General features: G+C 53.8%; 10 protein-coding genes and 1 pseudogene. 10 read left to right on the top strand and 1 reads right to left on the bottom strand.

The features are described 5' to 3' along the window. Both FYJ85_RS23445 and FYJ85_RS22400 read left to right on the top strand, forming a co-directional pair. Positions 1-3,461, top strand: a pseudogene (locus tag FYJ85_RS23445) (hypothetical protein); the annotation flags it as partial. Between the two features lie 15 nt (positions 3,462-3,476). Continuing rightward, complete coding sequence (locus FYJ85_RS22400) at positions 3,477-4,310, top strand: hypothetical protein (protein WP_154420916.1); 834 nt, start codon at positions 3,477-3,479, stop codon at positions 4,308-4,310. On the opposite strand, the gene FYJ85_RS23440 is transcribed toward FYJ85_RS22400, so the two are convergent. After that, a complete protein-coding gene (locus FYJ85_RS23440; RefSeq protein ID WP_206213410.1) occupies positions 4,271-5,026 on the bottom strand; it encodes a hypothetical protein in 756 nt (251 codons plus the stop codon). The genes FYJ85_RS22400 and FYJ85_RS23440 overlap by 40 nt on opposite strands. 35 nt (positions 5,027-5,061) lie before the next feature. Here FYJ85_RS23440 and FYJ85_RS22390 point away from each other — a divergent pair, with 35 nt between their 5' ends. The 8 genes from FYJ85_RS22390 (at position 5,062) to FYJ85_RS22355 (ending at position 12,610) form a co-directional block, all read left to right on the top strand. After that, positions 5,062-5,913, top strand: coding sequence for a hypothetical protein (locus tag FYJ85_RS22390; protein WP_154420914.1), 852 nt, complete (start codon positions 5,062-5,064; stop codon positions 5,911-5,913). Next, positions 5,904-6,956, top strand: a complete 1,053-nt coding sequence (locus FYJ85_RS22385; RefSeq protein WP_154420913.1) for a hypothetical protein — start codon at positions 5,904-5,906, stop codon at positions 6,954-6,956. Before FYJ85_RS22390 ends, FYJ85_RS22385 begins: the two co-directional genes overlap by 10 nt. A gap of 12 nt (positions 6,957-6,968) precedes the next feature. After that, positions 6,969-8,441 (top strand): hypothetical protein, encoded by a 1,473-nt coding sequence (locus tag FYJ85_RS22380; protein ID WP_154420912.1) that lies wholly within the window; start codon positions 6,969-6,971, stop codon positions 8,439-8,441. Next, positions 8,438-10,543, top strand: coding sequence for a hypothetical protein (locus FYJ85_RS22375; RefSeq protein WP_154420911.1), 2,106 nt, complete (start codon positions 8,438-8,440; stop codon positions 10,541-10,543). The genes FYJ85_RS22380 and FYJ85_RS22375 overlap by 4 nt, the downstream gene beginning before the upstream one ends. A 3-nt stretch (positions 10,544-10,546) precedes the next feature. Then, entirely contained in the window at positions 10,547-10,921 is a 375-nt protein-coding gene (locus FYJ85_RS22370) for a DUF2190 family protein (RefSeq protein WP_154420910.1), read from the top strand. Positions 10,922-10,932: 11 nt separating this feature from the next. After that, positions 10,933-11,724: a phage upper tail fiber protein gene (locus FYJ85_RS22365; protein WP_154420909.1), complete on the top strand. Its 792-nt coding sequence runs from the start codon at positions 10,933-10,935 to the stop codon at positions 11,722-11,724. A gap of 74 nt (positions 11,725-11,798) precedes the next feature. Then, the gene (locus FYJ85_RS22360) at positions 11,799-12,146 is read left to right on the top strand and encodes a hypothetical protein (protein ID WP_154420908.1); all 348 of its coding nucleotides are present in this window, start codon (positions 11,799-11,801) and stop codon (positions 12,144-12,146) included. A gap of 14 nt (positions 12,147-12,160) precedes the next feature. Next, complete coding sequence (locus tag FYJ85_RS22355; RefSeq protein WP_154420907.1) at positions 12,161-12,610, top strand: hypothetical protein; 450 nt, start codon at positions 12,161-12,163, stop codon at positions 12,608-12,610. The last annotated feature ends 112 nt before the right edge of the window (positions 12,611-12,722 follow it).

The following is a 12,722-nucleotide window of genomic DNA, read 5'->3' as shown; positions in this document are numbered from 1 at the left end:
ATGCCGAAGCCGCCGCGGCAGCGAAGTCGGCACTGGCAGCCAAATGGCAGGCCGTAACGAAAACCCTTGCCTCATTCCGGAACACGGCGCTGGCGGCAGCCGTTGCGACCAAAGCACAGGCGGCGGCAGAAGCTCTGGCTGCCGCGCAGTCGACACTGGCGGCAAAATGGACGGCCATGGCAAGTGCGCTGAAAAACTTCAGTTTAGCCGCCATCGCGGCAACCGCCGCGACGAAAGCTCAGGCGGCGGCAGAAGCGGCGGCAGCGGTGAAAACGGCGTTGGTCTCGGGCTGGACGGCCATGGCGAACGCCCTGAAGGGATTGACACTCTCTTCCATCGCGGCAGCGGCGGCACTCAAGGCGCAGGCTGTCGCAGAAGGAGCCATGGCGGCGGGACGCGCACTGGCTACAGCCTGGACGGCCATGGCAAGTGCTCTGAAATCCTGTACGGCCGCATCGATTGCGGCAACTGTCGCAGTGAAAGCGCAAACAGTTGCGGAAGCGCTCTGCACAGCGGGAACTGTGGCATTGAATCAGGTCCGCAAAGCCGGAATTGCCGTGACCGCGCTTTTCACGGCGGCGAATCTGAAAGCTGTGATTGCGGTTTCCGCCGTTGCGGCGGGAAACTTCCTGCTGGCGGCGGCAGCCAAGGTCGCGGCGGCGGCAATGCTGGCTCTGGGAGCGGTCATGAGCTTTATTGCCGCTCACCCGGTGGCGGTTGCGCTGATTGCGCTGGGGGCGGTTCTGGCGGGTGTGTGCATCTATCTCTCACGCGCCGGATCCTATACCGCGCAGCTTTCGGACAAGATGAGCACGCTTCGGGAAAAGGGAGACCAGCTCCGCAAAACGGATGAAATCCGCATGGAACGGCTCCAGCAGCTGGCGGCAAAGCAGAAACTGACGAATGCCGAGATGGCGGAAGCTCGTATGCTGGCATCCAAACTGCAGAAAAAATACGGCGACCTCGGGATCACGATCAGCGACAACGCCATGCGGATTACGGCTCTTTCCAGTGCTGCGGCAAAACTTGGCGAGCTGAAGTTCAAAGTGAGCAACGCCGATGATCTGGAAAAGATGGCGCGCCTGGAGGAACTCTCCGTCAAAGTCAGCCTTGAATTGGACGAACAGAATGAAGCTGCTGCTCTGATCGAAGAACTCTCCGCCAAATACGGCGCACTTGGACTGGAAGTGGATCGTGCACGGGGAAGGATTCGTGCATTATCGGAAGAAGCCGAGCGTCTGGAGGGAATCAGACTCTCAACGAAAATTGACGCAGGCGACCTGCCGAAGTTCGATCAGCTGAAAGCTCTTTCCATGGAGCTGGATCTGACGATTCCGCAACAGAATGATGCGGAACGCCTGATCGGAGAACTGTCAAAAAAATACGGCGATCTCGGATTGGTTGTAAACCGGACAACGGGACAGATTGAACGTCTGAACACCGTAGCCGGAGCGATCAGTGACCTCTCATTCAAAGTTCGCGGAAGTGAGGATATCGAAAAGCTCAATCGTCTGAAAGCCCTCTCCATTCAGGCAAAATTGGATGTGCAGGGGCAGGAAGAGGCGGAGCGGCTGATTTCCGAGCTGGAAGCGAAATACGGCTCATTGGGAATGACTGTGGACAAGGTCTCTGGAAAGATTGCAGCCATGAATGCGGAGAGTGCCCGCATCGGAGCCATGGAGCTTTCTGTCAAGGACAGCGGCGACCTTGACAAGTTGCGGGAATTGAAAGCGTTGTCTCTGGAAGTCACACTGGATGTGGATCAGCAGAACGACGCGGAACGCCTGATCGGCGAACTGTCGAAGAAATACGGCGATCTCGGAGTTGCGGTCGACCGGACTGCGGGAAAGATCGTCAAGCTCAACAGCGTCGCTGCAAGTCTCCGGGATATTTCCATCAAAGTCTCCGGGACGGAGGATGCGGACAAGGTCAGCCGTCTGCAGACACTTTCTCAAATGCCGAAGCTGGACGCGTCCGGCATTGCGGAGGCAAACACCCTGCTGGAACAGCTCAGAGCAAAATACGGCGACCTCGGACTTTCCGTGGATACGGCCAGGGGACGTATCGTCGCCTTGACGGAAGCACAGAGGCAATTTACCGCAGCCGCACAAATCATTCAGGCAGGAAACGATCCGCAGAAGGAGACGCATCTTGCTCAGCTGGAACGGCTCAAGCAGTTGGCGGAACAGGAAAAGCTGACCGCTGCGGAACAGCAGGAAGCGCAAACTATCGTCAATGCGCTGAACGGAGCCTACAACGACCTCGGGCTCGGAATCGATACGATCACCGGGAAACTGAATCTTGCCGCTTCGGCGCAGGACAAGTTCAATGAAGCCATGAAAGCTGCGACACTTGGAGAGCTGGATGCGGAAATCGCCGAACTGGAAGCCAACCTCAAAGAGCTCCAGGCGGAAGATGAGGCACTGCTCTCTTACTGGAATCACAACCTCTGGTCGCAGATCTCCGGCAGGCAGGAAGAAGCGCAGAAGAAAATCGAAGCCAACGGAGAACGAGCATCCGCTTATCGGCAGAAAATCTGGGCATTGCAGAAACGCCGTCAGGCGGTTCAGGAAAGCAAGCCCGGCGCAACAACCGGAGAAGAAGGGAAAACAGCGACCACGGAGGAAAAAGTCGAGGCGGAAAAACAACGCCGACAGGCGGCATCCGACAACGCGGACGCCGCCGCAAAACGTGTCGCCGAAATTGACAAACAGCTTGCACGGGAACGCAAAACTGAACTTGAAAACGAGATCGACGACATCATTGCGCTTCGCGACGAATACAAACAGCTGATTCAGACGATGCTGGATTATGAGAAGTCCAAGCCGGAAAAAGAACAGGACAAGGCGAAGATCGCGGAACTGGAGGGGAAACTCGCCGGAGCGGATCAGACAGCGGAAGACCGGATCGCCAAGGCACGGGAAAAAGCCGCTCGGAAAATGAAGGATGATGTTGCCTCCTATCAGGAGCGCTTTCAGGAGTCCGAACAGAGCATTCAGGATCGGCGCGAGGAGGCGGCGCAGGATCGAAAAATCGATGAAACGCTGAGAAGCGACCCAGCCGCCGGACAGCAGATGCTGGAAGGATTGATTGCTCAATATCAGAAAGAAGCGGCGGCGGCAAAAGCGCAGTTTGAAAAGGAACTTCAGGATGCGCAGGCGGACGGCAAAATCGATGATGACGAACGAAAAAAACTCGATGACGCTCACAGCGCCTACAGCCGTGCGGAGTCGATGGTGGACAAATATTCCGACCGTCTGCGCTCGGCTCAGGACGGGACCCGGGAGGCGGCGGAGAAAGTGTCGAAACCGCAGGGGGCCTTCCTTGCCGCCGCGCTGGAAAATCTGGGGGAATCGAGTGCCGCCGACCGGACCGCAAAAGCAACAGAAACGATTGTTGCCAATACGAAGAAAACCAACACTCTGCTGAAAAAACAAAACGGCATGGGAACATTCGCCTGATGGAAAGGAGTTTTTATGGCAAACGAAATCCGGGTGGAAAAATGTTTTTACGATCTGAATGAATATATGGACTATTCCGGTTTTCTGACCCAGGCGGAAGTTCCGTATCTGGTGTTTGGAGTGGAAGAGGAACTTGCCGCGCTGAACGCGGTTCGGGAGGCTTCGCCGGAGAAACTGGAGAACCTGACTCGTCAGACGTTGGAAATCTCTGAACGGATCAATCAGGACATCTTCAAGGTTCTGGTCACCTATGAGATGGATGTGTTCGGCGGAGGCAATGGAGACAACGAACCGGAACCGAGTTTTGCATTCGATACCGGAGGCGGAAGCAAACATGTCAATCAGAGCATTGCGACGGTGTCCAAAACTCCATCGGACGCCCCGGATTACGGCGGCGCGATCAGCGTGGATTCGGAAGGCAATGTGAACGGGATCGACATCACGATGCCGGTCATGAATTTCTCGGAAACTCACTATTTCCGGGCTTCGAAAGTATCTACCGCTTACAAGAAACGCCTCGCGGAACTGACCGGAACCGTAAACAACGGAAAATTCAAAGGGTATGCTCCCGGCGAAGTCCTTTTTCTCGGTGCGAGCGGAAGCCGTCGCGGCAAACATTCCGATGATGACTGGGAAATCACCTTCCGGTTCGCGGTCTCGCCGAACCGGGAAAATCTGAAGATCGGTGACTTGACCATCAAGGAGAAACTCGGCTGGGATTACCTCTGGGTCCGTTATGCCGATGAGGTTTCCTCCGATCAGAAAAGTCTCGTCAAAAAGCCGGAATCGGCCTATGTGGAACGTGTCTATCAGGCCGCTGATTTCGGCGGATTGGGGATCAAGCAATGAACAAAGTACAGACAGGCGATCCGATTCAGATCAAAGCCGCGACCTGGAATTCGTTTATCGATGCGGCGGAATATGTAAAAAATCTCCAGTCCGACCAATGCGGAGGTCCGCTCAGAAACGGCAATTACAGCGGCGTGGTTCTGCTGAAAAACGGGGAAAGCACATTGTTTCCCCGGTTTTCTGCCATGGCAATCACAGATGTACTGATCCGACCGGATGCGAACGAACCGGAATTTACCGGGAAGTGCCCGGCGTTTCTCGGGAGAAAGGTGACCAACGCCTATGAGGAATATCCATATGCGGTGCTTCTGGAACCTGTCGATGCGGGAAAAATCGGCCGGGCACTTCTGCTGGGAATTGTCCCGGCAAAGGTGAGCATTCTGGATCCGGAACATAAATTTGCCGAACCGATGATCGGGAATGCTTCCGGGGCAATGCAGTCGGCGGAAAACGGTGTCGCCCGGATTCTCTGGAAGGCCGGAAATACCGGAAGTCAGTGGTGCATGCTTCAGCTCGGAGGCGCGGGATCCGGCGGTGGTGGAACGGAAGACAAAGTTTTTCTTTGTAAAGTGACTGGAGGCAGTACCGGAGCCGGTTACAATGTCCAGCTTTTTGCCGATGGAAAAGACAATGCAAGTACCGGCTCCGGCATTCTCTATGTCGCCGAACTTGCCTTGAATTCCACCATTCCCGCAGGAAGCTGGATCATCGGACACCGGATTGCAATTCAGACGACAGGGGGAAATGAGACATGAGTTTTCAATATGTTCCGACGCAACTGCGAAGTCCGACGATTCCGAACTGGAACCCGCAAAAGGGATTCTGGCGTGGAATCGAGGCTGACTCCGGGCTGCTTGCCTTCAACACGGACAACGGCAATCTCGGGTATTATGTCATTACACAGAATCTTTGGACCTATCGGTTGAAAATTGACAATGCCATCTATTCTCCAGTCTTCAATGATGTGAACGGATACATCTACTGGAAATACGGTTCAAGTTTTTTTTATTATTCCAGGAGTTACGGCTGGATTCTCCACAACCGGTTTCCGGGATATGAGCCGAAGGAAAACTACAATTCAGAGACCCGGGAATATGAGGGAGACGCCTTTCACGCGGGTTCGCTTCCGTCGGTCAAAGATAACAGCTACAGCTATCTTCAGCCACGCGGGACGAACCGGAACGGAGGTGGAGCAAACAAGACGGTTTATTTCGATTTCCCCCGCTGGCAGAGCGTCTATCGAGTGCAGCTTGGAGAATATGAACCGAAAGGCGGTGTTTCCGGGAAGAAATATTTCGGTCTTCCCCGCTGGCGGGACAGCAGTTCCAATTATTACATTCGCTCTCTGGAAAAGAAGAACGGACGCTTCTCCTACGGAGGAATTCGGTATGAGAACGGGAAATGGCTTCTGGGAGAGCTGAACAGCCCATCCGGATGGTGGGAGGGCGAAGAACCGAATAAGGAAAAGGCTGTGACTTTCCAATTCTGCAAACCGGAAGATTCTGAAATTACAGGCTCCAACCGGACACTTTCGTTTTACGACTATGTTCAGGGCGATGAAACAGGCGTCGCGTATCTCGGCGAGGTGGCGATATGGAGATGATTCAATATACACCTCCCGTTTCCTGGGATGACAAAGGCATGGACTGGGAATCTCCCGATCCGGGAAATGTCGACTATTACCGTGCAATCCTTGAGGCCGTTATAGAGCGTGCAATCCTGACAAATCAGAATCCAAACGAGGTACTGTATTCCATAATCCAGTACCGACCGTGGAGTATAGCAGCCATAAATACAATCCGGGATGCAATCTATAGACTTGCTCCGAATTTTGTGAATATGGAGTTCGACGACTACAAAGATGATCTATCAGACTTCCCAAAGATGTGGGACTATTATGATTTGGTCAACTCGGAAGGATGCCGGATTTGTGAATGCCCGGGAACTGGCAGTTCCAATGCGGCGGGATGGGCAGAGTGGCTGAAGTCGGTGAAAAACGCAATTAACAAACTGACTGCGGTGAAGTTTTCTGGTATTTCCGGTACTTACCTTTCCCGTTCTGGCGCGGAACATGATCCCCCGTTTTCTGAATCCATTTCCACGGCATTGAGAGAAGCGCTGGAGGGAGAACCCTACTCGGGAACATTTTCCAGTTTCCCGCAGGAATTTTATTCATGGTCGGGGAATACGGACTATTACAGGAATTCTGACGGAGAGAGGGGATACTGCGGGTATGCGCAGTCCAGAAGCATTGTTATCAAAACAGCCCGGCGTCCGCATCCGACAGCGGAGTGCGACTTGATATTTCGGTACAAAGTGTCAGCCCCAAGTGGGCCAGTTTCCTATTCATCGGTGCTGCAGAAAAGCGTCCTTGACCTGGGAAGCAGCGGCCTTTCCCTTGGTGTCAGCACCATCCGGACGCACTGGTCGGCGAATATGGAGATGGATATTTCCATCGGAGGAAATGTCGATGACATTCCCCGGAATTCCAGCGTGCCTGTAAGCGATTACAGAACAAATTATGATTCAGACGGAAACGTTTCTGGTTATTCCAGGACTCTTGGACGAAGCTGCAAGACCGGTTATGAAGGAATCGCCTATTGCATCCTGGACTTCGCCGTTGAAAACGGATTCAAATTTCAATGAGAAAGGTTTTTTATGCAGATCATCACGATGTATCTGCGGGCGGACAGCGTCAATGCCCGTCTCGTGGATTCCTACAATCAGACGATCAGCTCACTGCCTGCGCTGACACGCGGAATGCGTGCGGAGCTGATTCTAAAACTCCTTGATGCGGAAGGCGAACCGTTCAATGGCGACCTTGCCGCTTATGCATCCTGGGATTTTGTGATCGCGGACGATTGGAACACCGCAACCCCTCCGCAAATCCGGGTTACAGAAGGAATCACCGTTTCCGGAAATGAAGTCCATATTCCACTGACGGAAACCAATACGGAGGAACTGATTTCCGCTCTGGGGGCTGTGGAAAGCAAGAACTTCGGCTGTGAACTTGCCGGATTTGAAGTCGGCGAAACCACTCCGGGATTCCTGATCCAGTTCAACATCAGCATCCGCAACCGTCGAGGTGATGCGGGGACTGGCTCCCCCGTTCCGGTTTCGGATGGAAATTATTCCGCCGCTCAGATCCGGGCGCTTTTCGCCGCAAAACTGGAAGTTCAGCTTTCCGATGACGGTTCCATCTGGTATGCCTTCTCGCCGATCCGCGAAGTGACCGTCAAAGACGAGGAGACCGGCGAGGAAAGCACAACGGAAGAAAAGGTGGAAGTCCCTCAGACAGCCAGACTTTACCGGTTTCGGAATGCGGCGGTCGGCCAGGAATGGAGCGATCCGCTCCCGCTGATCATCGGTCCACGCGGACTTCGTTCCACGATCCAGATCGGAACCGTCACGACCGGTGCGGAAACGACTCCGGCAAGCATCACCAATTCCGGCGATGAACACGATGCCGTATTCGACTTCGTCATTCCACAGGGAGTCAAAGGCGATGCCGCAAGCGTGAGGATTGGAACCGTCTCCACCGGAACACCGGGCTCTCAGGTGTCCGTCACCAATTCCGGAGACGGGCATAATGCCGTGTTCAACTTCTCCATTCCACAGGGAGTTCAGGGCGTCCCCGGCACGGAATCTTACCTTTATGTGGCTTATGCGGCACAGAACGACGGTCAGGGATTTTCCCTGACTCCGGCAAATTCGCTCAAGTATCGCGCGGAAATCATCTCCCGGACGCCGATCGCCAATCCCGTCTGGTCAGACTTTGCCGATGCGCAATGGATCAAATATCTCGGCGATGATGCGGCGACCTACGGCGACGTCCTTGTTGCCGACCAGAACACCTCCGTGGCAAAAGTGACACGGATCGTCTTTGAAAATGCAACGATCAGAAAGGGGGTTGACGGCGAAGTCATCGTAAATTTTAACGAGACCGAGCTTTCCCGCGAGGAGTTCAGCAACTATTCCATCATCAACGGCAGAACCCGTCTTTCTCCCTGGACAAACGGAGGCGGCTCCCCGTTCGGAAATCTCGGTCGAAATATCGTCCATATCACCGTCCTGCCGGAACTCCCGGCTTTTGAACCTTATTCCACCTTTATCGGAGTATACGCAGAATGATTTACTCGAATGTCGATTTCAATGTGGTGTACATTGATCCGTCCATTGAAGCACCCGGAGACGGAACCACTCCCGCCGGAGCGTTGAAGGCGCTTCCCGCAAGCGCCGCCGATTTCACGGACAAGACCTGCTATCTGATTCGCCGGACCCCGGAGGAATCCGCCGTGATCATCCCGAACGGCGAGAACACCAACATCACAAATTTGCTTCTTCTCGGGATGCCGAATCCTTCCGATCTGATGTATGACTTTGTCCCGGAGGAGGCAAAGAACGCCTGGGGCGCGGACGAGGCGAAGTATGCCAATGTGAAAAGCGTTGTCGCGGACGGTCGTTTCCAGCTTCCGAATTTGATGGTGTTCCTGATGCACCGGGTCTATCTCTTCCGGGACGGCATCGACTCGAACAACTACATGCTGTACTTCTACAACAGCAATGAGTACAAAATGTGCGTTTCGTTTGAACACTGCAAGTTCGGAAGCAAGGGCATTGATGTGGACAACCCGGAATACGCAGGCGGAGCACTGACAAAGAGCCGCCTCAAATCGTATGTCTACATCTACTATGCCCGGATGCTGAACATTCGCGACTGCGTCATCAATTATGCGATTACGGGCAATTCCAGCAACTGCCACGGGATCTACTGCCGCTTCCCGGAAATTCTGCATGTGGAAGATGTGAAAGTCTATTCGCCGTTGAATTACGGTTCTTATGAATATTATCCGCTCTGTCTTTCCGAGAACAGTGACGACGGTATTGAGTGCGAGATCCGGAACATTTCCCAGGAGCTTATTTTCAACGGGACGTATGAATATATTCCTTGTTTGATTCGGATTTCCGGGTATCTCAATGCGCGGATTCACAACATTTCCGTCAATATGCCGGACCGGGGCCTGAGTGAAGTGCGTCCTGCAAATCTCTATCTTCAGAACAACCTGATTTATTTCTCCTATCTGCGGGATTTCACGGTATCGGACATTACGGTCAATATTCCCCGCTGCTGGCGCTGCACCGCTCCGGCGGTCGGACTGTACGACTGTTACAGCTCCAATTATGTTCCGGGAATCGAAAAAGATGTCCGCAACATCACGATCAACTTCTGCGAGGACGAGGAAAACGCCATCGGATCCCCGATCAGCTATTCCGATGCCTCCAATTCCGGGAGCAACTATGTTGCGCTTTATCTTGAATTCGATCGGGATGATGGCGGAATTTTCGCCAAAGTTCCGATTGTAACCGGTATTACGGTCAATAATCCGCGTGGGAGATCGCTGTACATCAACAACGCGCGTTTGACCAATGCGAAACTGAAGGGCTCCATGACCTGCTACAATACGGTTGCGGATATCGACAAGTTGGAAACCTGGTTCCCCGGATATGCGCTCTGGGCATACGATGCCAGCCATGTCCGCGTCAAGGACATGTTTATCAATATTGACAATCCCGCCTATCTGTACAGTCAGGAACCGGCCGTCGGAACGGATTACAGCAGCCGAGCCAATGTGTTTGCCGACAAATGCAATATTGCGCTTCGCCCGTTGACCTATCGGAGTGACAACGACTACTACATCTATCAGGGGTTCGGCTGCAACAATGAGGGGGAAGAGGGGCATTTCTGTTTCCGCTGTCCGAACGGTATCGCCGACACCTGGAGCGTTCATCGTACCGGCGGCGAGGCCGCGGCATTGAAACTCTACAACAACAACTACAACACCACCCGGACGATGGTTCTTGGTCGCAAACCTTTCAAGGGCATGGAGTTGCTTCCGACGACCAGCGGACGGCATCTTCTGAAAATGCACATCGCCTATAAAGGTTATACGGACGACAGCGATATGTTTCGTCGCTTGATCGTTTCCGCCACGGTTCGGGACAGCGACGGAAACGACAGCAGCTATTGGAGCACGATCCACGGACGCTGGGTCGATGATTCCGCCTCCGAATGGATCAATGATGAGAATCTGACGCAGAAGTGTCTGGAAATTCCGCTGGATCTGGTCGAAAACAATCCGGTTGATGTGCGGATCTACTTCTGCTGGTTCAGCTCCTCCGGGTTTGTCTATATTGATCCGGCGCTGGAACTCGAACCGGTTGTTTCGGAGTAAACGATGCAGGCGCGCTATATCCAGCGCGGCGAGTCGATTGATTTTGTCCCGGAAAGGGATATTGCAGCCGGTGAGATCGTAATCCGGAACGGCCTCATCGGCGTGGCAAGAATTCCTGTTAAAAAAGGAACACTCGGCAGTCTTGCTCTTTCCGGAGTGTTCGACGTGACGAAACCGGTGCGCTGTGCTTTCAGCGTGGGCGCGGCGGTTTACTGGGACACTGTCCGTCAAAGTGCCGTCACCTCCGGAGAGCTGCTGCTCGGACTCGCCGCCGAGAGCTCGAAACTCAACGATTCCCATGTCCGCGTGATTCTGAATTCCGGAGGAATCACGATCAGCAACAATGAAGCAACCCTCAACTGGCAAACCATAAACTGAAAGGTATCTCCATGTCCGCAGTCAAATTTTTCATCCTTACTTCAGCGCAGTATGCCGCAATTGATCCCAAAGACGACGGAACTCTCTACTTTGTTTCCGATCAGAACCGGATTTACAAGGGAACGGTTCCGTATTCCCATCCGATTGAGCTGGTGGAGGAGTTTCCTGCCACCGGACTGGTCGGCACACTTTACGTCAACACATCCACCAAAGAGGGGAAAGCGTGGAACGGCTCCGCATGGGTGACGGTTCAGCTTGCCGTTTCCACAACTCTGGACGATTCCGACGAAGCGATCCCGACCTCCAAGGCGGTCAAAGAGTATGTTGACGGCGCGGTGGAAAATATCGTCGCAGGGGGCGGAGCCGTGACCGACGTCACCTATGCCGACAAGACGATCACGGTCAAAAAAGGGACGAATTCCGCGACGCCGCTTCAGCTCACGGGGCTGGTCGACGGGGCATCATATGACGGGGCAAGCGGGAAACTCACGTTCACGACGAACGGTGGAACTCCCATTGAAATCAATCTCCCTGTCGAACAGTTCCTCGCCGCAGCCGCCTACGATGCGGAAACCCACATTCTCTCCCTCACGATGACCGACAACACGAAATTCGATGTCGATCTCGGCGACCTCATCGATGTGTATGAGGCGGGAGAAACGGAGAGTATTTCCGTGGCTGTTTCCGATGGAACGATCACTGCCACTCTGAAAGTCTCCGCCGAAGCCGAGAACCAGCTTCAGGTCAGGAGTGACGGGGCATATATTCCGCCGCTCAGCTGGCAGACCGTGGAAGGCGCATGATGCCGAACTTCAAACCGAGGCTTGGGACAAAGTTCCAGGTACAGACCGCTCCCGTAAATGACGGACAGTTTATTGTGGCGACCGATTCGCGCGAATTATTCTACGACAACGGGACGCTTCGGATTCCGCTGGCGGACATTGTGTTTCTGAACACAGAGGAGGAACGGGCGTCGATTCTCGCTCCGCTCCCCAAATTTTACTTTGTGATTGCAACCGGGAAACTCTATGTCTGGGACGGCACAATCTGGACGATCATCAACGACGATCCGTTTGATGAGAACTCTCTGCCGCCGGCGGGAAGCCTTCCGACTCTTCTGTTCGTCAGGCATGGAAAAGTCCGGTCTCTGAAACTCGGCGATGAGGGCGATGTTCTGACTGTCCGCAACGGGGAAATCGTCTGGGAACCGCCGCAATATCAATAACGTAAAGGAGGAAGATGAACCGGCTTAAGGAAATCAAGGAACTGAAGGCTCTGGCGGAGGAGCTTCAGCTCGAAAACCGCGAGATCATCCGCAAATACAAAATCACCGAACTTGCCAGCATCTACAACGGCATCGGACCCGACTCCTTTCCGGAGTGGTTGAGAGGGCTAGTGTCAACCCTGCATCCGAGCCTCGCTGTCGTGGCCTTTATCCACGACATCGAGTGGCATGAGTCAGACGGTTCGAAAGAGAAATTCACCGAATCCAACAACCGCTTCAAAACCAACGGCTACAAGGTTGCGAAAGCAAATTACAGCTGGTGGAATCCGCTCCGCTACATCGTCATGAACCATGCCCGCAGATTCGGGAACATCTGTCAGCTGTTCGGCTGGGCCGCCTGGTGTTCCCCCTGCGAGTGTGCCGTGTGCAGAAAGAAAAGAGGTGAAAAGTCAGACGTGTCCTAACAATTAGCCAAAAAGGCGGAGCCAAACTTTGTCCGTAACAGTATATTACGGTTGCCTAACCCCAAAGGAGGGCTCCGTAATGAAAAATACCTCGATAAGTCTGTTTCGTCAA

It is taken from the genome of Victivallis lenta (genome assembly GCF_009695545.1).
GTDB lineage: Bacteria > Verrucomicrobiota > Lentisphaeria > Victivallales > Victivallaceae > Victivallis > Victivallis lenta.
The sequence above is the reverse complement of the archived record's forward strand: the minus strand, read 5'-3'. Positions and strand labels throughout refer to the sequence as shown.

Excerpts from the sequence above, each read along its gene's own strand:
- FYJ85_RS22400 (WP_154420916.1), top strand. The coding sequence starts at position 3,477 with ATGGCAAACGAAATCCGGGTGGAAAAATGTTTTTACGATCTGAATGAA.
- FYJ85_RS22355 (WP_154420907.1), top strand. The coding sequence starts at position 12,161 with ATGAACCGGCTTAAGGAAATCAAGGAACTGAAGGCTCTGGCGGAGGAG.
- FYJ85_RS22385 (WP_154420913.1), top strand. The coding sequence starts at position 5,904 with ATGGAGATGATTCAATATACACCTCCCGTTTCCTGGGATGACAAAGGC.
- FYJ85_RS22380 (WP_154420912.1), top strand. The coding sequence starts at position 6,969 with ATGCAGATCATCACGATGTATCTGCGGGCGGACAGCGTCAATGCCCGT.
- FYJ85_RS22375 (WP_154420911.1), top strand. The coding sequence starts at position 8,438 with ATGATTTACTCGAATGTCGATTTCAATGTGGTGTACATTGATCCGTCC.
- FYJ85_RS22365 (WP_154420909.1), top strand. The coding sequence starts at position 10,933 with ATGTCCGCAGTCAAATTTTTCATCCTTACTTCAGCGCAGTATGCCGCA.
- FYJ85_RS22370 (WP_154420910.1), top strand. The coding sequence starts at position 10,547 with ATGCAGGCGCGCTATATCCAGCGCGGCGAGTCGATTGATTTTGTCCCG.
- FYJ85_RS22390 (WP_154420914.1), top strand. The coding sequence starts at position 5,062 with ATGAGTTTTCAATATGTTCCGACGCAACTGCGAAGTCCGACGATTCCG.